25 protein-coding genes and 1 pseudogene are annotated in these 25,725 nt (G+C 73.7%); 12 read left to right on the top strand and 14 right to left on the bottom strand.

All coding sequences use genetic code 11. The features are described 5' to 3' along the window. The first annotated feature begins 83 nt into the window (after positions 1-83). The 3 genes from JNO44_RS19255 to JNO44_RS19265 all read left to right on the top strand — a co-directional run bounded on the left by JNO44_RS19255 (position 84) and on the right by JNO44_RS19265 (position 2,856). On the top strand, positions 84-1,739 hold the full coding sequence (locus JNO44_RS19255; protein WP_205365428.1) for a penicillin-binding transpeptidase domain-containing protein: 1,656 nt from the start codon (positions 84-86) through the stop codon (positions 1,737-1,739). 86 nt (positions 1,740-1,825) lie between these two features. Then, positions 1,826-1,978: a hypothetical protein gene (locus JNO44_RS19260; RefSeq protein WP_205365429.1), complete on the top strand. Its 153-nt coding sequence runs from the start codon at positions 1,826-1,828 to the stop codon at positions 1,976-1,978. Further along, positions 1,975-2,856 carry a DMT family transporter gene (locus JNO44_RS19265; RefSeq protein WP_205365430.1) on the top strand — a complete coding sequence of 294 codons (882 nt, stop codon included), beginning with the start codon at positions 1,975-1,977 and terminating at the stop codon, positions 2,854-2,856. Before JNO44_RS19260 ends, JNO44_RS19265 begins: the two co-directional genes overlap by 4 nt. A 156-nt stretch (positions 2,857-3,012) precedes the next feature. Here JNO44_RS19265 and JNO44_RS19270 read toward each other — a convergent pair whose 3' ends face one another. From JNO44_RS19270 to JNO44_RS19290, 5 genes are all read right to left on the bottom strand, one after another. Further along, positions 3,013-3,795, bottom strand: a complete 783-nt coding sequence (locus tag JNO44_RS19270; protein ID WP_205365431.1) for an SDR family NAD(P)-dependent oxidoreductase — start codon at positions 3,793-3,795, stop codon at positions 3,013-3,015. 298 nt (positions 3,796-4,093) lie between these two features. Continuing rightward, positions 4,094-5,281 carry a serine hydrolase domain-containing protein gene (locus JNO44_RS19275; RefSeq protein WP_205370067.1) on the bottom strand — a complete coding sequence of 396 codons (1,188 nt, stop codon included), beginning with the start codon at positions 5,279-5,281 and terminating at the stop codon, positions 4,094-4,096. 149 nt (positions 5,282-5,430) lie between these two features. Then, entirely contained in the window at positions 5,431-6,204 is a 774-nt protein-coding gene (locus JNO44_RS19280) for an energy-coupling factor ABC transporter ATP-binding protein (RefSeq protein ID WP_073442978.1), read from the bottom strand. Then, on the bottom strand, positions 6,192-6,953 hold the full coding sequence (gene cbiQ, locus JNO44_RS19285) for a cobalt ECF transporter T component CbiQ (protein ID WP_205365432.1): 762 nt from the start codon (positions 6,951-6,953) through the stop codon (positions 6,192-6,194). Before cbiQ ends, JNO44_RS19280 begins: the two co-directional genes overlap by 13 nt. A gap of 1 nt (position 6,954) precedes the next feature. Beyond that, positions 6,955-8,088 carry an energy-coupling factor ABC transporter permease gene (locus tag JNO44_RS19290; protein ID WP_205365433.1) on the bottom strand — a complete coding sequence of 378 codons (1,134 nt, stop codon included), beginning with the start codon at positions 8,086-8,088 and terminating at the stop codon, positions 6,955-6,957. 208 nt (positions 8,089-8,296) lie between these two features. Here JNO44_RS19290 and JNO44_RS19295 point away from each other — a divergent pair, with 208 nt between their 5' ends. After that, a complete protein-coding gene (locus JNO44_RS19295) occupies positions 8,297-8,629 on the top strand; it encodes a cytochrome P450 (RefSeq protein WP_275695757.1) in 333 nt (110 codons plus the stop codon). Positions 8,630-8,724: 95 nt separating this feature from the next. After that, positions 8,725-12,039 carry a S41 family peptidase gene (locus tag JNO44_RS19300; protein ID WP_205365434.1) on the top strand — a complete coding sequence of 1,105 codons (3,315 nt, stop codon included), beginning with the start codon at positions 8,725-8,727 and terminating at the stop codon, positions 12,037-12,039. 134 nt (positions 12,040-12,173) lie between these two features. Here JNO44_RS19300 and JNO44_RS19305 read toward each other — a convergent pair whose 3' ends face one another. The 4 genes from JNO44_RS19305 to JNO44_RS19320 form a co-directional block, all read right to left on the bottom strand. Continuing rightward, entirely contained in the window at positions 12,174-12,368 is a 195-nt protein-coding gene (locus JNO44_RS19305) for a hypothetical protein (protein ID WP_205365435.1), read from the bottom strand. Positions 12,369-12,515: 147 nt separating this feature from the next. After that, positions 12,516-13,394 carry an SDR family oxidoreductase gene (locus JNO44_RS19310; protein ID WP_205365436.1) on the bottom strand — a complete coding sequence of 293 codons (879 nt, stop codon included), beginning with the start codon at positions 13,392-13,394 and terminating at the stop codon, positions 12,516-12,518. Beyond that, positions 13,391-14,359 (bottom strand): alpha/beta fold hydrolase, encoded by a 969-nt coding sequence (locus tag JNO44_RS19315; RefSeq protein ID WP_205365437.1) that lies wholly within the window; start codon positions 14,357-14,359, stop codon positions 13,391-13,393. The genes JNO44_RS19310 and JNO44_RS19315 overlap by 4 nt, the downstream gene beginning before the upstream one ends. Continuing rightward, positions 14,356-15,906 carry a flavin-containing monooxygenase gene (locus JNO44_RS19320; RefSeq protein ID WP_205365438.1) on the bottom strand — a complete coding sequence of 517 codons (1,551 nt, stop codon included), beginning with the start codon at positions 15,904-15,906 and terminating at the stop codon, positions 14,356-14,358. The genes JNO44_RS19315 and JNO44_RS19320 overlap by 4 nt, the downstream gene beginning before the upstream one ends. A 179-nt stretch (positions 15,907-16,085) precedes the next feature. On the opposite strand from JNO44_RS19320, the gene JNO44_RS19325 reads away from it, so the two are divergent. Continuing rightward, positions 16,086-16,937, top strand: a complete 852-nt coding sequence (locus JNO44_RS19325) for a MerR family transcriptional regulator (protein ID WP_420882663.1) — start codon at positions 16,086-16,088, stop codon at positions 16,935-16,937. Positions 16,938-16,986: 49 nt separating this feature from the next. On the opposite strand, the pseudogene JNO44_RS19330 reads toward JNO44_RS19325, so the two are convergent. The 3 genes and pseudogenes from JNO44_RS19330 to JNO44_RS19340 all read right to left on the bottom strand — a co-directional run. Beyond that, positions 16,987-17,118 (bottom strand): annotated as a pseudogene (locus JNO44_RS19330) (exodeoxyribonuclease III); the annotation flags it as partial. A 26-nt stretch (positions 17,119-17,144) separates the two neighbouring features. Then, positions 17,145-18,041: an ICP22 family protein gene (locus JNO44_RS19335; RefSeq protein WP_205365439.1), complete on the bottom strand. Its 897-nt coding sequence runs from the start codon at positions 18,039-18,041 to the stop codon at positions 17,145-17,147. Positions 18,042-18,156: 115 nt separating this feature from the next. After that, positions 18,157-18,960: an exodeoxyribonuclease III gene (locus JNO44_RS19340; protein WP_205365440.1), complete on the bottom strand. Its 804-nt coding sequence runs from the start codon at positions 18,958-18,960 to the stop codon at positions 18,157-18,159. A gap of 178 nt (positions 18,961-19,138) precedes the next feature. Here JNO44_RS19340 and JNO44_RS19345 point away from each other — a divergent pair, with 178 nt between their 5' ends. The 5 genes from JNO44_RS19345 (at position 19,139) to JNO44_RS19365 (ending at position 22,524) form a co-directional block, all read left to right on the top strand. Next, positions 19,139-19,369, top strand: coding sequence for a hypothetical protein (locus tag JNO44_RS19345; RefSeq protein ID WP_205365441.1), 231 nt, complete (start codon positions 19,139-19,141; stop codon positions 19,367-19,369). A 90-nt stretch (positions 19,370-19,459) separates the two neighbouring features. After that, complete coding sequence (locus JNO44_RS19350; RefSeq protein ID WP_205365442.1) at positions 19,460-19,942, top strand: GNAT family N-acetyltransferase; 483 nt, start codon at positions 19,460-19,462, stop codon at positions 19,940-19,942. A gap of 134 nt (positions 19,943-20,076) precedes the next feature. Further along, the gene (locus JNO44_RS19355) at positions 20,077-21,021 is read left to right on the top strand and encodes an ABC transporter ATP-binding protein (protein ID WP_205365443.1); all 945 of its coding nucleotides are present in this window, start codon (positions 20,077-20,079) and stop codon (positions 21,019-21,021) included. Further along, the gene (locus tag JNO44_RS19360) at positions 21,018-22,001 is read left to right on the top strand and encodes an ABC transporter permease (RefSeq protein WP_205365444.1); all 984 of its coding nucleotides are present in this window, start codon (positions 21,018-21,020) and stop codon (positions 21,999-22,001) included. The genes JNO44_RS19355 and JNO44_RS19360 overlap by 4 nt, the downstream gene beginning before the upstream one ends. A gap of 127 nt (positions 22,002-22,128) precedes the next feature. Then, positions 22,129-22,524, top strand: coding sequence for a GntR family transcriptional regulator (locus tag JNO44_RS19365; protein WP_067350462.1), 396 nt, complete (start codon positions 22,129-22,131; stop codon positions 22,522-22,524). 35 nt (positions 22,525-22,559) lie between these two features. Here the strand turns inward: JNO44_RS19365 and JNO44_RS19370 are convergent, their stop codons facing one another. Further along, positions 22,560-23,978, bottom strand: a complete 1,419-nt coding sequence (locus JNO44_RS19370; protein WP_205365445.1) for a sensor histidine kinase — start codon at positions 23,976-23,978, stop codon at positions 22,560-22,562. 96 nt (positions 23,979-24,074) lie between these two features. Continuing rightward, positions 24,075-24,548, bottom strand: coding sequence for a hypothetical protein (locus JNO44_RS19375; protein WP_205365446.1), 474 nt, complete (start codon positions 24,546-24,548; stop codon positions 24,075-24,077). 323 nt (positions 24,549-24,871) lie between these two features. On the opposite strand from JNO44_RS19375, the gene JNO44_RS19380 reads away from it, so the two are divergent. Next, positions 24,872-25,714: a MerR family transcriptional regulator gene (locus tag JNO44_RS19380; protein ID WP_205365447.1), complete on the top strand. Its 843-nt coding sequence runs from the start codon at positions 24,872-24,874 to the stop codon at positions 25,712-25,714. The last annotated feature ends 11 nt before the right edge of the window (positions 25,715-25,725 follow it).

Below are 25,725 nucleotides of genomic sequence, written 5' to 3' on the forward strand. Positions count from 1 at the left end.
CGCTTGCCCGTGTCCCTTAGAGTGCGATGGGCGTTCTTGGGTGCGTACTCAAGGACTCAAGCTCCTGGGAGGGGATCGGTGGCATGCGCCGCGAGGTGAAATACGGACTGATCGGCGGTTCGGTGGCCCTGGTGGCCGGAGTCGTCGGCGGCTTCACGCTGTTCGGCGGCTCGGACGGGTCGGCACCGCAGGCGGTCAGGGCGGCGGATGCCAAGTCCGGCGACGGCGGCCCCACGGTGCCCACCGGCCCGCTGACCGCCAAAGAGGTGAACACCACCACACAGATGTTCCTGACGGCCTGGCAGTCCGGCGACATCGACAAGGCCGCCGCGCTGACCGACGACCCGGGCGCCGCCCGCAGCGCGCTCACCTCCTTCGCCCAGCAGGCGAAGTTCTCCAAGGTGACGCTGAAGCCGGGCACCCCGGCCGGCTCCAAGGTGCCGTACACGGCCAACACCGACATCGCCTACAAGTCCGTCAAGACCCCCTTCTCGTACGACAGCGCGTTGACGCTCCAGCGCGCCAAGGCCACCGGGAAGCCGCAGGTCGCCTGGCAGCCGTCGACGCTCTACCCCGGCCTGGCCAAGGGCGACGAGCTGCGCACCGGGGAGGCCGAGGCGCCGCCGATCAAGGCGGTGGACCGCAACGGCGTCGAGCTGACCGCCAAGGACCACCCGACGCTCGCCGCGGTGCTGGACAGCCTGCGCACCAAGTACGGCAACAAGACCAACGGCAAGCCCGGCGTGGAGCTCTACATCCACCGCGCCAAGACCGCCGACAGCAACAAGCAGCAGCCCGACAAGACCCTGAAGGTGCTCTCCCAGGGCACCCCCGGCACGCTGCACACGACGCTGGACGCCAAGCTCCAGGCCGCGGCCGAGAACGCGGTCAAGGGCAAGAAGTCGGCGTCCGCCGCGGCCGTCAAGCCCAGCACCGGCGAGATCCTGGCGCTCGCCAACTCCCCCGCGAACGGCTTCAACCTCGCCGCCCAGGGGTCGCTGGCGCCCGGCTCGACGATGAAGATCGTCACCGCCGCGATGCTGATGGACAAGGGGCTGACGGCACCGGACAAGAAGGACCCGTGCCCGAAGTTCGTCACGGTCGGCGGCTGGAAGTTCCAGAACCTCAACAAGTCCGAGATCCCGGACGGCACCTTCGCGCAGAGCTTCGCGGCGTCCTGCAACAACGCCTTCATCGGGCACGCCAAGGACCTCGGCGACGACGACCTGACCAACGAGGCCCGGGACGTCTTCGGCATCGGGCTGAACTGGGCGACCGGCATCCCCACCTTCGACGGCACCGTCCCCGTCCAGCACGACGCCCAGATGGCGGCCTCGCTGATCGGTCAGGGCGGGGTCCGGATGAACCCGCTGAACGTCGCCTCGATCGCCGCCACCGCCCAGTCCGGCTCGTTCCGCCAGCCGTACATCGTCGCCGCGTCGCTGGACAACCGGACGTTCGCCAAGGCCGCCCGCACCATGAAGCCGGACACCGCGTCCAACCTCAAGGCGCTGATGAAGCTGACCGCGACCTCCGGGACGGGCGCCGAGGCGATGCAGGGGATCAGCGGCGACATCGGCGCCAAGACCGGCTCCGCCGAGGTCGACAACCAGGACAAGCCGAACGCCTGGTTCGCCGCCTACCGCGACGACCTGGCGGCCGCCGCGGTCGTCCCGGCCAGTGGTCACGGCGGCACCAACGCGGGCCCGTTGGTCCGCGCCATCCTGACCGCCAACTAAGGGCCCGCGGGCGTCCCTTCACACGGGGTGTCCACCGGCCGGAAGTCGTTCGCATGGCCCGTACAGCTTTCGCTAGCGTGCGGGCCATGAGCGATTCCGGTACCGAGACCGCCCCTGCCGCCCAACCCCACCCCCGCTTCGCCGAGGCCCTCACCGCCCTCGTCTTCCCGCTCGACCCGCAGACCCTGATCGCCCACGCCGGCGGCCGGGTGGTCGGCGTGCGCGAGCAGACCTCGTGACGCCACTGGTCGTCGCGGCGGTGCTGCTGGCCGCCGTCACCCACGCCAGCTGGAACGCCCTCGCCCACGGCATACGCGACCAACTGCTGGCCTTCACCCTGGTCGGTGGCGGCGGCGCGGTCTGCGGCGCGGTCCTGGCCTGCTTCACCCCGCTGCCGGCGGCCGGCGCCTGGCCGTACCTGCTGGCCTCCTCGGTGCTGCACATCGTCTACCAAGGGCTGCTGATGCAGTCGTTCCGCCTGGGCGACTTCGGGCAGATGTATCCGATCGCCCGGGGCACCGCGCCGCTGGTCGTCACCGTGCTCGCCGCGGTCTTCGTGCACGAGGTACCGGACGGCTGGGCGCTGGCCGGCGTGGCCCTGGCGTCCGCGGGGCTGGTGGGCCTGGCGGTCTGGGGCATCCGGGGTGGGGGCACCTCCCATGCCTTTAAGGCAATGGGGGACCGTGTCCGCCCGCACTGGCCGGCGATAGCCGCGGCGCTCGCCACCGGCTTGTCCATCGCCGCGTACACCACCGTCGACGGCCTGGGCGTCCGCGCCTCGGAGACCTCGCTGGGCTACATCGCCTGGCTGATGATCCTCGAAGGGCTGGTCATCCCGGCCTACGCGCTGGCCACCCGACGCGGCCGGCTCGCCGCCGAGCTGCGCCCCGTCGCACTGCGCGGCCTGGCCGGCGGGCTGCTGTCGGTCATCGCCTACGGGCTGGTGCTGTGGGCGCAGACCCGTGCGCCGCTCGCCCCCATCGCGGCGCTCCGCGAGTCGTCGATCATCGTCGGGGCCGCCATAGGGACGCTCTTCTTCAAGGAGCGGTTCGGCCTGCCGAGGCTGGCGGCGGCGGGGGTGATGGTGGTGGGGATCGGGCTGATGCTGGCCGGCTGACGGCCGCGGAAGCGGCCGGCTCTTCCCACGTTGTCGGGCTTCCCGCCGTGCGGGTGCCTGTTGTTCCGCCTTCGGCGGGTGGGGTGTGTGGGGCGGGGCCCCGCGTGGTGCGTGGTGGCGGGTCCGGGGGCTGGACCCCGCCCCGGTGGGGGATTCTCATGTGCCGTGCAGGGCGTGGCGCAGTTCGGCGTTGGCGACCAGGATGCCGCCGTCGACGGGGAGGGTGATGCCGGTGACCCAGGAGGCGTCGGGGGAGGCGAGGTAGGCGACGGCCGCGGCGATGTCCTCGGGGCGGCCGACCCGGCCCAGCGGGTAGGCGGCAGCCGCCCGCTCAAGGCGCTCCTCTCGGCCTGCCCAGTTGGGAGTGTCGACGGTGCCCGGTGCGACCAGGTTGACGCGGACGCCGCGGGGCGCGGCGTGGCCGGAGAGCGTGCGGGTCAGGCTGGCCAGGCCCGCCTTGGCGGCGCTGTAGGCGTGGTTGCCGAAGTCCTGGATGCCGTTGACCGAGCCGATGTTGACGATCGAGCCGCGACCGCCGGCGGCGGCCAGGTGCGGCAGGGCGGCCCGGGCGCAGCGCATGGCGCCGCTCAGGGTGAGGTCGAGGTCGGCGGCCCATTCCCCGTCGGGGGTGTCCTCGAAGAGCGGGGGGTCGGGGTGGCAGCCGAAGGCGTTGTTGACCAGGGTGTCCAGGCCGCCGAAGCGCGCCACGGCGTGGGCGACGGCCGCCTCCACCGCGGCCCGGTCGCCGACGTCGCAGGCCCGCGCCTCGGCGACGCCGCCGGCCGCGCGGAGGGCGTCGGCCGCCCGCTCGGCACGCGCCTCGTCGATGTCGGTGAGCAGCACCCGAGCGCCCTCGTCGGCCAGCCGCCGGGCGGTGGCCTCGCCGATGCCCCGCCCGGCCGCCGTGATCAGTACCCGATATCCCTCGAATCGCCTCATGGCCCGCTACCTACCCACCCACCCGCACTTCTGCGACGGGCCCGGGTCCGTCCCTCACCCCCACCGGGGCGGGGTCCCACAACGCACGGGAGGGTCCGGGGGCGCAGGGGCGGGTTGTCGGACGTAACGCGCAGCAGTCCGACAACCCGCCCCGGAGCCCCCGGACCCGCCACCACGCACCACGCGGGGCCCCGCCCCACACACCCCACCCGCCGAAGGCGGAGAACACCGCAACCGGCACGGCGGGAAACCCGACAACGTGGGGAGCGGCCCGGCGCCAACCGCACCGTGGGAAGAATCAGCCGTCCACGGCGGCCAGCGCACGGACCAGTGCCTGCGCCCGCGGGTCCGCGGTCACGTTCCGCTGCATGCCGTTGGTGACGTAGCCGAAGGCGATCCCGCTCTCCGGGTCGGCGAAGGCGAGCGCGCCGCCGCGGCCGGGGTGGCCGAAAGAGCCGGGGCCGAGCAGCGGGGAGGCCGGGCCGTGCAGCATGAAGCCCAGGCCGAAGCGGGTGTTGACGAGCAGGGTGCGGTCGGGCCCTGCGGACTCCTCGGTGCGGGCGAGGGTCAGGGTGGCCGGCGCGAAGAGCCGCGGGTGGTCGTCGACCGGGCCGATCAGTGCGGCGTAGGCGCGGGCCAGCGCGGGGGCGGTGGCGATGCCGGCGGAGGCGGGGAGTTCGGCTGCGCGGTAGGCGTCGTCGTTCTCGTCGGGGGCCGGGGAGATCGCGGCGAAGGCGCGGCTGGTGAGGGAGTCCGGGTCGGCGTAGGCGTCGGCGACCGACCTCTTGGGGCGGACCCGCAGGCCGGCGGATGCGGGGCGGGGCGGCGGCTCGACGGGTGCGAGGCGGCCGACGCGGGGGCGGGCCTCGTCCGGGAGGCCGATCCACAGGTCGAGGTCGAGCGGCCGGGATATCTCCTCGGCGACCCAGGCGCCGAGGGTACGGCCGGTGACCCGCAGCACCAGTTCGCCCAGCAGCCAGCTGTAGGTCTGGGCGTGGTAGCCGTGGTCGGTGCCGGGTGTCCAGGCGGGGGCCTGGGCGGCCACCGCGGCCGGGCCGCTGACGCCGTCGATGGCCTGGGCGGGGGTGAGCGGGGTGTCCAGGGCCGGCAGGCCGGCGCGGTGCGCGAGCAGGTGGCGGACCAGGACGCGGTCCTTGCCGGCGGCCTTGAACTCGGGCCAGTACGTGCCGACCGGGGCGTCCAGGTCGAGCTGGCCGCGCTGGTGCAGCAGGAGCGGGACGGTGGCGGCGATGCCCTTGGTGGCGGAGCGGACGACCTGGGCGGTGCCGGGCTCCCAGGGGGCGGCCGTGGCGTCGTCGGGGTCGGCGTCGCCGTCCTTGGTGCCGGCCCGGAGGTCCACGACCTTGCGGCCGTCCCGGTAGACGGCGACCGCCGCGCCGCGCTCGCCGCGCTCGGCGAAGTTGGCTGCGAAGGCGTCCCGGACCGGCTCGTAGCCGTCCTCCACCGTGCCCTGGACGTCCACCACTGACTCGCTTCCCACTCTTCCGACGCGTTCGATGACCCATCAATGGTGCAACGCCGGGATCCATGCTCATGACCAGGGGGACCGCCAGGGGGCGGGGGCGTGGTGTTCCTCACATCGGGCCGTGCGGCGGCGGGATGGGGCGGGGCGGGTCAGCCGGGGAGGGTCACCGAGCGCGGGTCGAAGCCGAACGGCAGCTCCAGCCGGTGGCCGCGCATCAGCTCCTCGTCGCAGAGCAGCTCCTGGGTGGTGCCGTCGGCGACGATCACGCCGCCGGAGAGCACCACGGACCGCGGGCACAGCTCCAAGGCGTACGGCAGGTCGTGGGTGACCATCAGGACGGTGACGTCCAACGACCGCAGGATGTCGGCGAGTTCGCGGCGGGAGGCCGGGTCGAGGTTGGAGGACGGCTCGTCCAGGACGAGGATCTCGGGGCGCATCGCGAGGACGGTCGCCACCGCCACCCGGCGGCGCTGGCCGAAGGAGAGGTGGTGCGGCGGGCGGTCGGCGAAGGCGGTCATGCCGACCCGGTCCAGCGCCTCGGTGACCCGGGCGTCGAGTTCGGCGCCGCGCAGCCCGGCGGCGGCCGGGCCGAAGGCGACGTCCTCCCGGACGGTCGGCATGAACAGCTGGTCGTCGGGGTCCTGGAAGACGATGCCGACCCGGCGCCGGATCTCGGCGAGGTGTGCTTTGGCGACCGGCAGGCCGGCGACGGTGACCGAGCCCGCGCCGGCTTCGAGGATGCCGTTGAGGTGCAGCACGAGGGTGGTCTTGCCGGCGCCGTTGGGGCCGAGCAGGGCGACCCGTTCGCCGCGCCGCAGGGTCAGGTCGACGCCGAAGAGGGCCTGGTGGCCGTCGGGGTAGGCGTAGGCGAGGCCGGCGACGGCGAGCGAGGGGGCGGGGGCGGTGGTACTCACAGGGTCCATCCCAGGAGGCAGACGGCCAGCGCGGCGAGCGGGAGAGCGGCGGCGCGGGTCCATTGGGTGCGGGTGGCGGTGGTGGCGTCGAGGAGGGGCATGGTGCCGGTGTAGCCGCGGCTGACCATGGCGAGGTGGACGCGTTCACCGCGCTCGTAGGAGCGGATGAACAGGGCGCCGGCGGACTTGGCGAGCACACCCCAGTGGCGGACGCCGCGGGCCTCGAAGCCGCGGGAGAGGCGGGCGATCCGCATCCGGCGCATCTCGTCGGTGATCACATCGCCGTAGCGGATCATGAACGAGGCGATCTGGACGAGCAGCGGCGGCATCTTCAGCCGCTGCAGGCCGAGCAGCAGCTGCCGCAGTTCGGTGGTGGCGGCCAGCAGGACGGAGGCGGCGACGCCGAGCGTCCCCTTGGCGAGGATGTTCCAGGCGCCCCACAGGCCGCTCACGCTCAGGTCCAGTCCGAGGACGTGGGTCCGCGGGCCCTCGGCGACGAACGGCATCAGGACCGCGAACGCCACGAACGGCACCTCGATCAGCAGCCGCTTGAGCAGGAAGCCGGCCGGGACCCGGGCGGTCGCGGCGACCGCCGCCAGCAGCACCGCGTGGAGCGCGAACGCCCAGACGGCGGTGCGCGGGGTGGCGACGACGATCAGCACGAAGCAGAAGACCGCGGCGAGCTTGCAGTGCGCCGGGAGCGCGTGGACCGGGGAGGCGCCGTCCCGGTAGAGCTTGTGGGTGTGGCCTGCGCCCATGTCAGCCCTGCTCTGCGGGGGCGGGGGCGGGGGCGTCGACTGCCGGGGCGGCGTCGGCGGCGGCCGCCTTGCGGCGGCGCAGCACGACGAAGACGCCGGTGCCGACGGCGAGGGTGGCGGCGACCCCGATGACGCCGGCGAGGCCGCCGGCCAGCCGCGGGTTCGCGATGTCCTTGACGCTGTAGTCGGCGAGCGGGGAGTCGGCGGTGGCGTGCTGCTCGGTCCTGGTGTCCAGGCCCTTGTCGTGGGCGACCTTCTCCAGGCCGTCGGGGCTGCTGGAGGCGTAGTAGCTCAGGCCGCCGGCGCACAGCAGGGCGGCGGCGAGGCCGGCCAGCCAGAGCCGACGGGCCGAGCGGCGAGGGGCGGCGGGCACGGGCGCCGGCTGGTCGGCGGCGGGCCGGTCCGGCGCGGCGGCCGGGGCGGCGGCCAGCGGGGAGGCGCGCAGCTCCAGCGGGCGGGTCAGGCCGCGGGCGCCGTGGACCAGGTCGGGGCGGACGGCGATCACGGCGCCGACGGTGAGCGCGGTGATCACCGCCTCGCCGATGCCGATCAGGACGTGCACACCGACCATGGCGGTGAAGACCTTGCCGATCGGCACGTCGGTGGTGCCGCCCAGTGCGTAGAGGGCGGTGAAGCAGACCGCGGCGGCGGGCACCGAGAGCAGGGCGGCGACGAACGAGGCGACGGTGACCGAGCGGCGGGTGCGCGGCAGCACCTTCACCAGCAGCCGGAAGACGCCGTAGGCGACGACGGTGGTGGTCAGCGCCATGTCGGAGATGTTGATCCCGAGCGCGGTCAGCCCGCCGTCGGCGAACAGCACGCCCTGCATCAGCAGCACCACGGACACGCACAGCACCCCGGTGTACGGGCCGACGAGTATCGCCGCGAGGGCGCCGCCGAGCAGGTGTCCGCTGGTCCCGGCCGCGACCGGGAAGTTCAGCATCTGCACGGCGAAGATGAACGCGGCGACCAGCCCGGCGAGCGGGGCGGTGCGCTCCGCTCCGGTGCCGCCGCCCGCCCCGGCACCCGCCAGCTCGCGCCGGGCGCCGCGCAGGCTGACCGCCACCGCGGCGGCGGCGACCGCACCGGCCGCCGCCGACACCGGCGCGTTGATGAATCCGTCGGGCACGTGCATCTTCAGGCTTCTTTCGCTGCTGTCTCTGCGACCCGACGATGATGTGGGTCCTGCAAGTAAGTTGCAAGAGCGCCCGCAATGCGGGACCGGCGCGGGACGTGCCGCCCGCCGCCCGCGCGCGCCCGTCCACCCCCGCGTCGCCATTGACTCTGGTGGCCCGCTCCCCCGCCGGGTTCGCCCCGTGCTCCGCGGAGAGCTGGCGCGCCCCGTGGGAGATGTACGCGGCCCGGGCCAGCGCCGCACCCTGCTGGACACCCCGGCCCGGCTGCCGGCGGCCGTCGAGGAGTTGCTCCGGCTGACCTCCCCGGTGCAGTGCCTGGCCCGCACCGTCACCGCCGACACCACCCTGCACGGCCGCACCGTCCCGGCCGGCCGCAAGGTGCTGCTGCTGTACGGGGCCGCCAACCGCGACCCGCGCGCGTTCGGCCCGGACGCCGACCGGCTGGACCTCACCCGCGACGGGCCGCAGCACCTGGCCTTCGCGGGCGGCTCGTACGTGCGCCGGTACGCGTCGCTGCCGTTCGTCACCGGCCGGACGTGACCGTTTCCGTTCGCGGATGAGGTACGGGTGAGCGGAGCGGGGCCGTCCGGCCAGGCCGAGTTGCCGCCCACCCGCGGCGCCGAAACCATGGGGGCGTGAGCGATGCACCCGAGGCGTATCTGCGGTATCCGCACCTCCACGGCGACCTGCTCTGCTTCGCCGCCGAGGACGACCTGTGGCTGGCGCCGCTCGCGCCGGACGGCGAGGAGCCGGGCCGGGCCTGGCGGCTGACCGTGGACCGGACCCGGGTCGGGCACCCGCGGTTCTCCCCCGACGGCACCCGGATCGCCTTCACCAGCTGGCGCAGCCTCGACCCGGAGATCCACCTCGTGCCGGTGGCGGGCGGCCCGGCCCGGCGGCTGACGTACTGGGGCAGCACCGACGCCCGGGTCTGCGGCTGGACGCCGCCGGACCACGAGGGCCAGGCGCAGATCCTCGCGGTGTCCTCGCACGGCCAGCCGTTCTCGTACTACTCCTGGGCGTACAGCCTGCCCACCGACGGCAGCCCGGGCGGGCAGCTGCCCTGGGGGCCGGTCGCGCACATCGCGCTGGCCGACGTCGACGGGGAGCGCCGCACCCTGCTGCTCAGCGGCAAGCCGCCGCACGAGCCGGCTTCCTGGAAGCGCTATCGGGGCGGGGCGATGGGCCGGATGTGGCTGCACGGCACGCGGCTGCTGCCGGATCTGTGCGGGCACCTGGACTCGGTGATGTTCACCGGCGGCCGGATCGCCTTCCTCTCCGACCACGAGGGCGTCGGCAACGTCTACTCCTGCCTGCCGGACGGCACCGATCTGCGCCGGCACAGCGACCATCCCGACTTCTACGCCCGGCACGCCTCGACCGACGGTTCCCGGATCGTCTACCAGTGCGCCGGCGACCTCTGGCTGATCGACGACCTGGGCCCGGACGCGGTGCCGCGGAAGCTCGCGGTGCGGCTGGGCGGCCCGCGGGCCGGCCGCCGCGGCTACCAGGTCCCGGCCGCCTCGCACGTCACCGGGCTGGCGGTGGACACCACCGGGCGGGCCAGCGCGGTCGGGGTCCGCGGCAGCCTGTACTGGCTCACCCACCGCGACGGCCCGGCCCGCACGATCCACGACACCCCGGGCGTACGGGTCCGGCTGCCGGTGATGCTGGGCGCCACCGGGCGGATCGCGTATGTGACGGACGCCGAGGGCGAGGACGCCGTCGAGATCGCCAATCTGCCGCGGGCCAGCGGGCCGGGCACGCCGCGCCGGCTGGCGGCCGGGGCGCTGGGCCGGGTGCACGAGCTGGTCCCCGCGCCGGACGGCGAGCGGCTGGCGGTGGCCACCCACGACGGGCGGCTGTTGCTGGTGGAGACCGGCGCGCCGGAGGAGCCGGGGAGCGGCCCGGCCGAACCGGTCACCGAGCTGACCCGGTCCGCCAACGGTCCGGTCCGCGACCTGGCCTTCTCCCCCGACTCCCGCTGGCTGACCTGGTCGCACCCGGGCATCGGCCGTTCGCTGCGCAAGATCAGCATGGCCCGGCTGTCCGACGGGCACGTCGTGGACGTCACCAACGGCCGCTTCGAGGACGAACAGCCGGTGTTCACCCGGGACGGCCGCTACCTCGCGTTCCTGTCCTGGCGCGGCTTCGACCCGGTCTACGACGTGCACACCGGCGATCTGTCGTTCCCGCTGGGCTGCCGTCCCTATCTCGTCCCGCTGTCGTCGGCGACGCCGTCCCCGTTCGCGCTGTCCCCGGAGGGGCGGCCGGCGGCCGGCGGGCTCGACCCGGACGAGAACCCTCCGCCGTCCGGGGAGGGGCCGGTGCTGGTGGAGGTCGAGGGGCTGGCCAACCGCGTCACGCCGTTCCCGGTCGCCGCCTCGAAGTACTCCTCGCTGCAACCGGTCGGCGGCGGTGGGCTGGTGTGGCTGCGCTGGCCGATCTCCGGGGCGCTGGGCGAGACCTTCGCCAACCCGGCCGACACCTCGGGCCGGCCCACCCTGGAGCACTTCGACCTGGTCAAGGCGCGGCGCACCGAACTCAGCAGCTCCCTGGACGGGTTCGCGCTCAGCGGCGACGGCACCCGGCTGGTCGTCAACGACGAGGGCGAGCTGCGCGCGGTGCCCGCGACCGAGCCGGCGGACAGCGACTCCACGGTCTATCTGGACCTGCGGCGGATCCTGCACGACGTCGATCCCGGGGCGGAGTGGCGGCAGGCGTTCGAGGAGGCCGGCCGGATCGTCCGGGCGTACTTCTGGGACCCGAAGCTGTGCGGGATCGACTGGGAGGAGGTGCTGACGCAGTACCGGCCGCTGCTCGAACGGGTCGCCAGCCCCGACGAGTTCGCCGACCTGCTGCGCGAGGTACTGGGCGAGCTGGGCACCTCGCACGCCTATGTCACCGGCGCCCGGCGCAACGAGGGGCCGCCGCACTACCAGCGTCCGATCGGCCTGCTCGGCGCCAACTTCGTGCGTCGGGACGGCCGTTGGGCGGTCCGACGGATCCTGCCCGGCGAGTCCTCGGACTCCAAGGCCCGCTCGCCGCTGGCCGGCACGGGCATCCGCGAGGGCAGCGCACTCACCCACGTCGACGGGCGCCCGGTGGACCCGGTGGCCGGCCCGTACCCGCTGCTGGCCGCGGCCGGCGGCACGACCGTGGAGCTGACGTTCTCCCCGCCGGAAGGGGAGGGCGACGGCAACGGCAACGGCCACGCCCGGCGGGTCGCGGTGGTCCCGCTGGTGGACGAGCGGCCGCTGCGCTACCAGGACTGGGTGGCCAAACGGCGCGCCGTGGTGCGGGAGTTGAGCGACGGCCGGTGCGGCTATCTCCACATCCCGGACATGGGCGGCTCGGGCTGGGCGCAGTTCAACCGCGATCTGCGGCGGGAGGTCGCGATGCCCGCGCTGATCGTGGACGTCCGCGGCAACGCCGGCGGCAACATCTCCGAGCTGGTCATCGAGAAGCTGACCCGGACCATCATGGGCTGGGACCTGACCCGGGACGCCGAGCCGGTGTCGTACACCAGCAACGCGCCGCGCGGCCCGGTGGTCGCCCTCGCCGACGAGATGACCTCGTCCGACGGCGACATGATCACCGCGGCGTTCAAACTGCAGGGCATCGGGCCGGTGGTCGGCACCCGGACGTGGGGCGGGGTGGTCGGCATGACCGGCCGGCACCGGCTCGCCGACGGCACCCAGATCACCGTGCCGATGAACGCCGCGTGGTTCCACCTCTACGGCTGGGGGGTGGAGAACCACGGCGTCGAGGTGGACATCGAGGCGCTGCGCTCGCCGCTGCACTGGGCGGAGGGCCGGCACCCGCAGCTCGGCGTCGCGGTGCGCACCGCGCTGGAACTCCTGGAGCGGCATCCCGCGGCGGACCCGCCGAACCTCTCGGACGTCCCGGACCGGCGGCGCCCACCGCTCCCGCCGCGCGGCACCAACTGACCAAACGTTGACGCCGGCACGAAGGTGCGCACGACGGAGGGGCGCATCCGGATCCGGATGCGCCTCTCCACGAGGACGAACGACCCTCGTTCAGGACGTCGGACGCCCGTCACGCACGGACGGACGTCGTCGCGTCAGCTCTGGTAGCGGTCCTCCGCGTCGTCCAGCGCCTGCTGGCCGCGCTCGCGGGCCTGCTGACCCCGCTCCTGGCCCTGCTTGCCGCGCTCCTGGGACTGCTGCTTGCCGCGCTCCTGGCCCTGTTGGGCCCGCCGCTTGGCCTCGTCCTTGAGCTGCTGCGCCTTGTCCTTGAACTGGTCTTCGATGCCCATGCTGTTCACTCCTGTGGGGGTGTTGGGGATCGGGCTCGACCAGCGTGACACGAACCGACATTCGTCGCATTTCGATCACAATCGAGCACTCTCCGTGGCCGGCTTCCGGGCCCGATCCCACCCCGCCCCCGGCCCCGCTACCCGCTACTACCCGCTCACCCGGGCCCTCTCGTCCGCCTCGCCGCCCGCGCCGACCAGCCCGGGCCGGAACCCGTCGAGCCGGCCCTCGAACCGCCGCATCTCGCGCTGCCCCACCGTCCCGATGAGCGACGGCAGATAGCCGCGCACCGACTGCATCCCGCGCAGCCACCACTGCGCGTAGACGTGCGCGGAGCGGCGCTCGATGCCGGCCACCAGCCGGTCCACCGCCGGGCCCAGCGGATAGGTCTTGTTGGCCGGCCAGGGCAGCCGGGCGCGCAGCTCCCGCATCAGGTCCTCCCGGTCGGCACCCCGCACCATGTCGGTGTCGGTCCAGCTCAGGTACCCGACGCCGACCCGGACGCCCTTGTAGCCGACCTCGGCGCGCAGGCTGTGCGCGAACGCCTCCACGCCCGACTTGGAGGCGCAGTACGCGCTCATCATCGGCGCCGGCGTGATCGCCGCGAGCGAGGCGATCTGCAGGAAGTAGCCGCGGGATTCCATCAGCACCGGCAGGAACGCCCGCCCGGTGACCGCGCCGCCGATCAGGTTGACCTCGATGACCCGCCGCCAGGCCACCGGGTCGGAGTCCACCAGCGGACCGCCGGTCGCCACCCCGGCGTTGGCGACCACCACGTCGACCTTCCCGAAGCGGAGTTTGACCTCCTTGGCCACCCGGGCCATCGCCTCGTGGTCGGTGACGTCGGCGTGCCAGTGGTGGGCCGGGCCGTGCAACGAGGCCGCGACCTCGCGCAGTTCGTCGGGTTCCAGACCGATCAGTGCCAGGGTCGCCCCGCGCGCCGAGAGCTTGCGCGCCAGCAGCGCCCCGACCCCGCGCGCCGCGCCGGTGACGACCACGACCTGCCCGTCGAGCTTGCTTGCGTTCATGCCGCCTTCTCCTTCTTCTGCCGCCCCGCCGGCCGCTCGTCCCGGGAGGACGGGGTGGCGGCCAGATGGTCGCGGACGAGTTCCCGCAGCCGCCCGGCGACCGCGTCGGGGGCCTCGACGGGGGTCATGTGGCCGAGCCCGGGCAGCTCGGTCAGTCCTTCGCACTGCGGGAGGACGGAGGCCAGCCGCCGGGCGTGCACGAACGGGGTGAGCCGGTCCTCGGTCCCCGCCAGGACCGCGGTCGGCACCTCCAACTGGCTGACGCTGCGGGTGAGTTGGAGGTGGTAGAGCACCATGCCCCAGCGGGCCCGGACGTCGATCGGGCAGGCGTGCACGATCCGCGCGCACGCCTCGATCTGCTCGGCGCTCGACCCGCCGCCCATCGTGGCGTAGCGCAGGGCCCACTTGGCGACCGGGGAGACCGGCCCGAGCGGGGCGCGCGAGCCCAGCAGCAGGCGGTGCGCCAGGCGGCGACCGCCGGGTGAGGGCAGCGGGAACACCCGGGACTCGGCGGCCAGGTCGGCGCAGCCGGTGCTGCACAGCAGGGCGGCCGCGGTCCGGGCGCGCAACTCGGGCCGCTCGGCGGCGGCCATGATCGTCATCCCGCCCATGGAGTGCCCGCCGACGACGGCCCGCTCACCGGGGGCCAGGCTCTGTTCCAGGACGGCGACCAGGTCGTCGGCGAGCGCGCGGGTGCTGTAGCCGGCGGGCGGGACGGCCGGGCTGCGCCCGTGCCCCCGCTGGTCGTAGACCACCACCTTGTGGGTGTCGGCCAGCTCCCGGACGACCGGCGCCCAGAACGCGGTCGAGCAGGTCCAGCCGTGCGACAGGACCACCGCCGGGGCGCCCTCGGGCCCGTGGACCTCTGCGTACAGCCGCGACCCGTCGGCGGAGGTGACCTCCAGCGCCCTTCGGGGCACCGGCGGGGCGTAGCGTCCCCGGGTGGCGTGTGCCGGCCGCTTCATGCCGCCACCTCCTCGGCGGTCGCCCGGCCGCCGGCGGCGGCGGGGGGCGGCTCGTCGTCCGGTTGCCGCTGCGCCGGTCGGAGCACCCGGTACTCGGCGAGGTCCACCTGCCGGGTCGCCCGGCGGAACTCCGAGGTGGTGCCCGGCCAGGCGGTGGTGTTCCGCCCGCTGGCGTCCAGGTACCAGCTGTCGCAGCCGCCGGTGTTCCACACCGTGCGCTGCATCCGTTCCTGGATGGTGCGGGTCCATCCGTCGACCGCGGACTGCCGGGCGTCCAGCGCGATCCGGTCGCCGAGGACGTCCAGCTGGCGCATGAAGTCGACGAGGTAGTTCAGCTGCGCCTCGATCATCAGGATCATCGAGCTGTTCCCCAGGCCGGTGTTGGGCCCGATGATGGTGAGGAAGTTGGGGAAGCCGGCCGCGCTGGTGCCGCGCAGCGCGGCCATGCCGTCCTTCCACTCCTCCGCCAGGGTGGTGCCGCGCGCCCCGGTGACCCGCTGCGCGATCGGCATGTCCGTGACGTGGAAGCCGGTCCCGAAGATGACGGCGTCCACCTCGGCCTCGCTGCCGTCCGTCGCGACCAGGACGTTGCCGCGGATCTCGCGCAGCCCGGAGGTCACCACGTCCACGTTGGGCCGGGCCAGCGCCGGGTACCAGGCGTTGGACAGCAGGATCCGCTTGCAGCCGATGCGGTAGTCGGGCGTCAGCCGGGCCTGCAGCGCCGGGTCCTTGATCGTCTTGCGCATGTGCGCCTTGCCGAGGGACTCGATCAGCCCCAGCTCGCCCGGCCGCTTGGTGAACGCACCGACCTGCAACTCCCGGATGCCCCACAGGAGTTGGCGGCGCAGCTGGCGGGTGGCCGGCACCTTGGTGTGCAGCCAGCGCTCCGCCGCGGTGATCCGCCGGTCGGCCCGCGGCATCACCCACGGCGGCGTCCGCTGGAACACCGTCAGCCTGTCGACCTCCGGCTGGATCGCCGGCACGATCTGGATCGCCGAGGCCCCGGTGCCCACCATGGCGACCCGCTTGCCCCGCAGGTCGTAGTCGTGGTCCCAGCGCGCCGAGTGGAAGACCTTGCCGGGGAAGTCCGCCAGCCCCGGGACGTCAGGGATCTGCGGGTCGGAGAGCGGCCCGGTGGCCGACACCACCACGTCGGCGGTGAGCGACCCCGCTGCGGTGTCGATCTCCCACCGCAGCTCCTCGCCGCTCCAACGCATCGCACGCACCTCGGAGTTGAAGCGGAGGTGCGGTCGCAGTCCGAAGGTGTCCGTCACCCGCTCCAGGTACGCCCGGATGTGCGGCTGCCCGCTGAAGTTGCGCGGCCACTGCGGATTGGGGGCGAACGAGAACGAGTACAGGTGCGAGGGCACGTCGCAGGCGCACCCCGGATAACTGTTGTCCCGCCAGGTTCCGCCCACCGAGTCCGCCCGCTCCAGGATCACGAAGTCGGTGATCCCCGCACGCCGCAGCCGTACGGCGGCCCCCAGGCCGCCGAACCCCGATCCGATCACCGCCACCCGCACATGCCGCTGCCCGTCGTCGGCCATGCCGCCGCCACCTCCCGAGTCGATGCTTCACCGCCCCCAAACCGTGCCAGCAATCACTGGCATGGTTGGCACGGTTGGAGCGTAGGGCAGTTGCGTACCGAGCGGTAGGGGTCGGGCGACGGGAAGTTACCTCCGGTCATACGGGACGCCCCTCGCGCCGCCCCGCATAGGCTGACCCCGTGGCAGACCAGGCGGCAGCACCGACCCCACAGGACCACCCCCGGCCCGCGAGCACCCGCGCCGAGCGAGGGGGCGGCACCCCCACGCCTCCCGAAGGCCCCCTGAAGGAACGTGAGTTCCGCATGGCCGACCTGGCCCGGGAGGCCGGCATCACCGTCCGCACCCTGCGCTTCTACCGCGAGCGCAAGCTCCTCCCGCCGCCCCGCCGGGAGGGCCGGATCGCCTGGTACGACGAGCACCACCTCGCCCGCCTGCGCACCATCGCCGCCCTCCTGGAGCGCGGCCACACCCTCGGCGGGATCGCCGAGCTGCTCACCGCCTTCGAGACCGGCCGCGACGTCGGCGAACTGCTCGGCCTCCCCAGCCCGCTGCTAACCCCCTGGTCCGAGGAGACCCCGGTCCGCCTCACCCCCGAGGAGCTGGCCGACCACTTCAGCGGCGAGATCACCCCGGAGAACCTCACGGCCTCGCTCGCCCTGGGCTATCTGGCCGTGGACGGCGACGAGTTCGTGCACATCAGCCGCCGCCTCCTGGACGCCTCCACCAACCTCATCGCCCAGGGCATCCCGCTCGCCGCGGTGCTGGAGGCCGGCGGCAGGGTCCGCGCCCACGCCGACGCCCTCGCCGACCTCTTCACCACCCTCATACGCAGCCACCTCGTCCCCACGCTCCGGGACCTCCCCCGGGCCACCGAGGCCGTCGAGAACCTCCGCCCACTCGCCAAGGGCGTCGTCGAGGCCGAGCTCTCCATGGCCATGGACCGCCGCATCCGCGCGGAACTGGAGAGCCTGCTGGGCGGCGACCGGAACACCGGACCGAAGCCGGCACAACGCGCGGAACGGCCGGAGTAGACGCAGGCGGCGCAGCGGGCGCAGTAGGCGCAGCGGGCGCAGTAGGTGACTACGCCTCGTACACCACCGTCACCGGCGCATGGTTGCTCCAGCGCTGGTCATACGCCGCCGCCCGCTCCACGTACGCCTTGACGGCGCGGGCCGCCAGCCCGGCGGTGGCCAGGTGGTAGTCGATCCGCCACCGCATCGAACCGGTTGCACACACGATCACGGTCCCCCTCGGTAGGCGACCTCCGACTCATCACCTGAAGCCCGTCTGTCGGCGGCACGCTTGCCGGAGGTGCCGTCGGCGCCCTTGCCGGAGGCGTCTTCAGCGCCCTTGCCGGAGGTGGCGTCAGCACCCTTACCAGAGGTGCCGTCAGCACCCTTACCAGAGGCGTCTTCAGCACCCTTGCCAGAGGTGCCGTCAGCACCCTTACCAGAGGCGTCTTCAGCACCCTTGCCAGAGGTGCCGTCGGCGCCCTTGCCAGAGGTGCCGTCAGCACCCTTACCGAAGGCGTCTTCAGCACCCTTGCCGGAGGTGCCGTCGGCGCCCTTACCGAAGGCGTCTTCGGCGCCCTTGCCGAAGGCGTCTTCGGCGCCCTTGCCGAAGGCGTCTTCAGCACCCTTGCCGGAGGTGCCGTCAGCACCCTTACCGAAGGCGTCTTCGGCACCCTTGCCGGAGGCGTCGCCCGCCTCGTCCTTGCTGGAGGTGCCGCCGCCCGCCTCCTGGCACCACTCGGCGTGGCCGGTGATCTTGACGTACCGGGCCGGGACCCACGCATGCCGGTCACGGAGTCGGAACCAGAACCTGTTGCCTTCGACTTCCTGGGCTTTGGCCATGCAGCGCAAGCCGACCAGAGCGCCGTATCCGAGGCCCCCGGTGATGGCGGAGTCGGTGCTGGGAGACCGACGTTCGTTGACGCCAATGCGGCTGAGGACCGTGCCGTAGGGCGCTGAAGGCGTTGTATGCATCCTGAAGTTCGGGGCCTTGGGGCCGGCGTCCGCAGATGCGGAGGAAGCCATTCCCACGCTGGCGGCCAGGATGACGGCGGCCGCAAAAGGGGCAGTAACGCACTTTTCGATGGTCACACCGAGGTAACGGTCAGGCTTGACGGAGGTCACGCAAGGCGGTGAATACAACGCGCGCCGATCCGCTTCGCGAACCACGCCTCCGTCGCCCCACAACCAGACGAACCCGCAGATCGCCCCGCGCTCACCTCGGTGGGGCACCCGCCCACTACACGTCGAAGGTCACCGTGACCGGCGCATGGTCGCTCCAGCGCTGGTCGTACGCCGCCGCCCGCTCCACGTACGCCTTGACGGCGCGGGCCGCCAGCCCGGCGGTGGCCAGGTGGTAGTCGATCCGCCAGCCCGCGTCGTTGTCGAAGGCCCGCCCGCGGTAGGACCACCACGAGTACGGCCCCTCGGTGTCGGGGTGCAGCCCGCGGACGACGTCCACGTAGCCGCCCCGGGCCTCGTCCAGCACGGCGGACAGCCAGTCCCGCTCCTCCGGCAGGAAACCGGACTTCTTCTGGTTGGCCTTCCAGTTCTTCAGGTCGGCCTCCTGGTGGGCGATGTTCCAGTCGCCGCAGACGACCACCTCGCGGCCGTCCGCCGCGGCCCGCTCGCGCAGCCCGACGAGGTACGGCAGGAACTCCGCCATGAACCGTTCCTTCTCGTCCTGCCGCTCGGTGCCCACCTCGCCGGACGGCAGATAGAGGCTGGCCACCGTCACGCCGGGGAGATCGACCTCCACGTACCGCCCGCTGTCGTCGAACTCCGCCGACCCGAAGCCGACCCGCACCCGCTCCGGCTCCCGCCGGGTGTAGAGCGAGACGCCGGCCCGGCCCTTGGCGGCGGCCGGCGCGTGCACGACGTGCCAGCCGTCCGGCTCCCGCACCTCGACCGGCAGCTGGGCGGTCTCGGCCCGTACCTCCTGGAGGCACAGCACATCGGCGTCGGTCCCGGCCAGCCACGGCACGAAGCCCTTCTTGGCCGCGGCCCGCAGCCCGTTCACGTTCACAGTGGTCACGGTCAGCATCCCGGCACCCTAACCCGGCATCCGCCGGCCGGGCCCACCGCGCTTGCGGCGAGACGGGCGGGGGTCCGGGCGCGTCGGCGCGTCACCGGGCGATCACGGGACTCCTCCGATTAGCCTTTCGTCACTCTGTGAAGTCACCGGGCTTCAGAGCGCATCACCGCACCCCCTTGGAGATGACATGCACACGCTTCGCAAGGCCGCCACGGCCGCCGCCATCCTGGGCGGCGTCGGCCTCCTCGCCACCGGCACCTCCCACGCCGACAGCGGCCTGCTCGGGGTCAAGCAGTCCAGTTTGTGCCTCACGCAGGTCATCCCCGTCGACGCCCTCGGCGAGATCGGGGTCGGCAGCGGCGCCCAGTCCACCGGCCTGCTTCCCAACCTGGGGTGCCACAACACCGTCGGCAAGTGAAGGGCGTCCGACCGGGGGCGGCACCTCCCCAGTCCCGTCGGGGCCGCCCCACCCTCCCGTTCCACCGGCCGCTTCCGTACGCTTCCTGAAATGGAGATACGCCCCGTCCGCTACGACCACCCCGACGCGGTCCGGCTCGACGAAGAGGTCCAGCAGGAGTACGCCCGGCGTTACGGCGACGGCGATCTGACGCGGCTGGAACCGGGGATGTTCGTCCCGCCGCTGGGGCTGTACCTGATCGCCTACGAGGACGGTGTGCCGTTGGCCACCGGCGGCTGGCGGGTCCAGGAGGACACCGCCAAGGGGTACGCCACCGGCGACGCCGAGATCAAGCGGATGTTCGTGGTGCCGCACGCCCGCGGCCGCGGCCTGGCCCGGCGAATCCTGGCCGCGCTCGAAGCGGACGCCCGGGCCGCGGGCCGCACCCGGATGGTGCTGGAGACCGGCACCGAGCAGCCCGAGGCGCTCTCCCTCTACGCCTCCAGCGGCTATGCGATGGTCGAGAAGTTCGGCTACTACCGGACCTACGAGTCCAGCCGCTGTATGGGAAAGCCGCTGGTCGGGGCCGAGTAGCCCGGCCGTAGGCCCGAGCGCGGAACCCCTTTTGCCGGCCCCGCGGGCCGCCGTCACTCCTTCCCGCTTTGACAGGTCCCTGGCCTCTCTCCATACTCATTCCACTAATTAACTAGCTAAAGGGGGGATGCAGCGTGCGCGACTCGACCCCGGGCCCCTGGGCGATCGAGGCCGACAACCTGTGGAAGCGGTACCGCCGGCGGTGGGCGCTCCAGGAATGTTCCTTCCGGCTCCCCGCCGGACGTGTCTGCGCGATGGTCGGCCCCAACGGCGCCGGCAAGAGCACCTTCCTGGGCATCGCGGCCCGCCTGATCCAGCCGTCCACCGGCACGCTGAAGCTGGGCGGCGTCCCGGTCGACGACCCCACCGTGCTGACCCGCGTCGCCTACCTCGCCCAGGACAAGCCGCTCTATCCGCGCTTCACGGTCGCCGAGACGCTCCGGCTCGGCCGCGAGCTGAACCCGCGCTGGGACCAGGCGCTGGCCGAGCGCATCGTCCGCTCCGGCGACGTGCCGCTGGCCGCCCGGGTCGGCACCCTCTCCGGCGGCCAGCGCACCCGCGTCGCCTTCGCGCTCGCCTTCGGCAAGCGCCCCGAGCTGCTGCTGCTCGACGAGCCGATGTCCGACCTGGACCCGCTGGCCCGGGACGAGCTGTCCGGGCTGCTGCTGGCCGAGGCCGCCGAGCACGGCACCACCGTCCTGATGTCGTCCCACATGCTGTCCGAGGTGGAGGAGATGTGCGACCACCTCCTCGTCCTTGCCGGCGGCCGGCTGCGGATGGCCGGCCCGACCGACGCGCTGGTGCCCGCGCACACCCTGGTGACCGGGCGGGCGATCGACGGCCGGGTCCCCAAGGAGCTGGCCGAGCGGCACACCCTCGTCGAATCCCGGGTCAGCGGGCGGCAGTTCAGCGCGATGATCCGGACCGACGGACCGCTCGCCGACCGCCCGGAGGCCGCCCCCGACGCCCCCTGGGACGCCATGACGCCGAGCCTGGAGGAGATCCTGCTGGCCTGCATGCGCTCCCCCGACGCACCCGCCCTGATCATGGACGAGGCCCGGAAGGAGACCGCGGCATGAGCACCGCCACCACGACCCACGAGGCCGGAACGGGCAGCGGCATCGCCTCCGGACCGCTGCGCGGCACCCTCTGGCTGGTCTGGCGCCGGCACCGCGCCGCGCTGCTCACCGGCATCCTGGTCACCCTCGCCGCCTGCGCGCTCTTCTCGTACCAGCGGATCGGGCTGATGGGCTTCCTCGGCGGCAAGGACACCGGCGCCGAGGCCCTCCAGGAGGACTTCCGAAGCCGGTTCGGCTCGGCGTTCAGCAGCGACATCCAGTTCCTCCAGCTGGTGCCGGTGATCGTCGCGGTGTTCCTGGGCGCCCCGCTGATCTCCGCCGAGTTGGAGCGCGGCACCCTCCGGCTGGTCACCACCCAGTCCGTGGGCCGCGGTCGCTGGCTCGCCGCCACGCTCGCCCTGCCGCTGACGGTCGTGGTGGTGTGCACCACCCTGCTGTCGGTGGTCTTCCAGTGGCTCTGGACGCCGGCCCACTCCCTGGCCGTGGGGGGCGACTGGCTCAGCAGCGGCCCGTTCGACGTCACCGGCCCGATCCTGGTCGCCAAGACCCTCTTCCTCACCGCCGTCGGCGTCGCCCTCGGAAAGCTGATCAAGCGGGTGGTGCCGGCGATGCTGGTCACCGCCTTCACTTCGGCGGCGGTCAGCCTGGTCTGGGGCGAGAAGGTGCGGACGCTGCTGGGCACGGCGCGCAGCATCGCCTACCCGTACAACGGCAACGGCCCGGACCTCGCCTCCGACGCGGTCCGGATCGACGACTGGGTGGCCACCGCCGACGGCCGGCTCTTCGGCTTCAGCACCTGCGTCCACGACGCCCACCCCGACGCCTGCCGGGCCAAACTGGGCATCGTCAACCGCGTCACCGAGTACTTCTCCTACGACCAGATGGCCGGAATGCAGTGGCTCGGCACGGCCGCGCTGCTGGCGCTGACCGCCCTGGTGCTGGCGTTCGTGGTGTGGCGGGCCCGCAGGCGGCCGCTCTGAACGGCCGCCCGGCGCCGACCGGGAGGCGCTTTGACACCCGCCGCGGCCGGCCCGATCATCGAGCGGTCGGCCGGCGCGGCCCCGGCACACCGGCCGGCCGCGACGCACCGCGCACAGAGGCAGAGAGGTGGTGAGCGCCGTCGAATTCCGGATCGACCGCCGCAGCGGCGTCGCCACCTACCTCCAGATCGTCCAGCAGGTCCAGCAGGCGCTGCGGCTGGGCATCCTGGTGGAGGGCGACCGGCTGCCGACCGCCGCGCAGGTCGCCGCCAGCACCAAGGTCAACCCGAACACCACGCTCAAGGCGTACCGCGAGCTGGAGCGCGAGGGCCTGGTCGAGCCGCGGCCCGGCCTCGGCACGTTCGTCAGCCGCACCCTGGCCCGCCCCGACTCGGCCGCCGACGCCGTCCTGCGCGAGGAGCTGCGCGCCTGGATGGACCGTGCCCGGGCCGAGGGCCTGGACCGCGAGGACGTCCGGGCGCTGTTGAACTCCGTCCTGGAGGACCGCTTCGCGGAGGGGTGAGTCGCGCCGGGTCCGGGGCGGCGGGCCGCGCCGGCTCACCGCCCGCCCTGGCCCCCGGTCTCCCCCGCACCCTCTCGCGGCCCGTGCACGCCGTCCGCCCCAGCGGGGCCGTTCACCTCACCAGGACCGTCCGCCCCAGCGGGACTCTCCGTCTCCTCGGGTGCATCGTGCCCGTCTGCCCCGTTCGGGCACAGCGCCCCCCGCAGGTCGACGGTGGCCTGCGCCCCGCCCCCGGGCGGATTGGCGAAGCACAGCCCGGCCCCGAGCACCCGCGCCTGCCCCGCGGCGATGGTGAGCCCCAGGCCCAGCCCCGACCCGCCCAGGCCACCGCTGGTCCGGAACCGCTGCGGGCCGTGCGCCAGCAGCGCCGCCGGGAAGCCGGGCCCGGTGTCCCGCACCCGTATGACCCCGCCCTCGACCTCCACGGTCACCGGCGCCCTGCCGTGCCGCCGGGCGTTGCTGATCAGATTGACCAGGATCCGCTCGACCCGCCGCGGATCGGTCTCCACCAGCCCGTCCGCCAGCACCCGCACCCGTATCGCCCCGTCCACCGGCCGCGGGTCGCCGGGCAGCCGGTCCGCGCCGGCCGACCCGCTCCCGGGCCCGCCCGGCTGCCCGGACGCCACGACCGCGCGCCGCACCAGCTCCCCCAGCGGCCGCACCTCCCGGTCCGCCTCCTCCGTGCGGGCGTCCAGCCGGGCCACCTCCAGCACGTCCTCCATCAGCCCGCGCACCCGCTCGGCCCGCTCCCGGACCATCGCGGCGGGCCGGGACGACGGCAGCAGCCCGGCGGCGGCGACCAGCCCGGCGACCGGGGTCCGCAGCTCGTGGGCGATGTTCGCGGTGACGTCGCGCTCCGCCCGCAGCCGCCCGGCCAGGGTCTCCGCCATGGTGTTCACCGCCGCGGTGAGCTGCGCGATCTCGTCGTTCCCGGTCCGCGGCAGACGCGCGCCCAGATCGCCCTCGGCGATCCGCTGGGCGGTCGCCGCCGAGGCGGTCAGCCGCCGCCCGAGCCGGTGCGCGACCAGCAGCCCGACCACGCAGCCCAGCGCCGTGCCGGCGACCCCGGCCACCCACAGGATCCGGTCCAGCGCCTCGACGGTCCGCTGCTCCCGGTCGTAGGTGCGTTTCAGCGCGACGATGTCCGGGCCCACCTTGGTCGCCGCCCACAGATACGGCGTGCGGCCGCCCTGCTCCAGATAGACGCCCCGTCGGCCGCGCTCGACCAGCGTCTTCAGCGGGCCCGGCAGGTCCTTCGGATTGATCATCCCCCGCCCGGTGTCGACCCCGGCCGCCCGGTCCTGGACGGTGGTCTGGAGCCGGCTGGCGAGGCTGTGCCCGGCGAGGTCGAGCTGGGCGTTGACGGTGTGGTGGTGGACGAGCACGCCGACGAGGACCGCGACCACCGCAGCGGTGGCGGAGATCGCGATACCGATCTTGGCGCGCAGCCCCATCCGTTCCCCTCTCCGTTCCTCTCGTCGCTCGACTCGTCCCCGGCATGTGCACTCCGTCCCGGACAGCCCCGCGCCCCGGCACCCGGGGCGGCCGGACTACTGGACGTCGGGAAGGTGCAGACTCACCCGCCCCAGCTCGGCGGCCTTCTCGCCGTGCACCTCGGGCGCGACCACACCGGCGCTGGAGTAGTACGCGAACCCTTCCTGCCGCTGCAGCCCGCTCAGCGTGACCTTTGCCCGGTAGGGCGTGCGGACGCACTCCGGCGCACACCAGTCGCCGACGAGCCTGCCGCCGGCCACCGCGGTCGGGCCGCCCCACGACTCCCAGCGCAGCCCGATCAGCCGCGCGGAGTCGCCGAGCGGGAGGGCGCTCGGGCGCTGCAGCGGGCGCCCGACGGTGTCCGCCACGTAGACCGGCCCGGTGCGGGTGGTCGGCGCGACCGCCGGGCCCTCGTCCCGCAGCAGCGGCGCCGGCCCGCCGCACCCGCCGAGCACCACGGCGAGCAGCGCCGCGAGCAGCACGGCACCGGCGCCCCAGGCGGCTCGGGCGGTGGTGTTCGCTGCGCTCACGGATTCCTCGGGCTGCGGGCGGACGGGCGGACGGCTGGCTCACCAGGTGCAACGGTTGCACCCAGCGCAGCAGATGTGCCCTGTGTGCACAAGGATGTACAGGATGCGCACACAAGAGCGGATACCTGTTTCCCGACAAATGTAACGGGGTCGCCCGCAATCCGACGTGCGTCCATGATCGCCGTCGCCGCCGCACCGCCCCCGCCGCCCGCCCTTGACCCTCACGTCACGTCAGGCCCCACCCTTGACCAGCGGCACACGGCGCCCGGCGCCGGTCCGCCGCGCACCACGCCCCACCCGCCACCACCGAAAGGCGCACTCCCATGGGATACCCGGTAGGCCAGGTCTCCGCCTTCGCCGGGGTCACCGTCCGTACCCTGCACCACTACGACAGGACCGGCCTGCTCCGCCCCAGCGACCGCAGCCCCGCCGGCTACCGCCTCTACAGCGACGCCGACCTCGCCCGGCTCCAGCAGATCCTCTTCTACCGGGAGCTCGGCTTCCCGCTCGACGAGATCGCCACGATCCTGGCGGACCCTCCCCCGGCTAACGCGGGGAGGTGCCCCCAAGGCCAACTCCTCGACCAGCTCCGTGCCCGGCACCGCCGCCTCACCGAGGAGATCCACCGGCTGCAGCGCCTGGTCGAGGTCGCCGAGCAGGCCATGGAGGTCCAGCAGACCGGCGTCCGGCTGACCCCTCAGGAGCGCTTCGAGGTCTTCGGCGAGATCGCCTTCGACCTGACGTACGCCACCGACGCGGAGCGCAAGTGGCACAACAGCGACGGCTACCGCCGCTCGATGGCCCGGGCCGCCGCGCACTCCAAGGACGACTGGGCGCAGATCATGGCCGAGGCCGCCGACTGGCGGGCCCGGCTGACCGCCGCCTTCGACGCCGGCGAGCCGGCCGACGGCGAGCGCGCCATGGACCTCGCCGAGGAGCACCGCCGCCACCTCACCCGGTGGTTCACGCCCTGCCCCACCGACATGCACGGCCGGATCGCCGACGACTTCGCCGCCGATCCGCGCGCCTTCGCCCTGCTCGTCCCGCCCACCGAACAGCGCCCGGGCCTCGCCCCGTACCTGCGCACCGCCGTCCACGCCAACGCGGTCCGCCAGTCGCCCCCGGCACCCACCGCCGAGCCGGACGACCGGCACCACCGCCCCTGACCCGAGGCCGA

It is taken from the genome of Streptomyces noursei (genome assembly GCF_016917755.1).
Lineage (GTDB): Bacteria > Actinomycetota > Actinomycetes > Streptomycetales > Streptomycetaceae > Streptomyces > Streptomyces yunnanensis.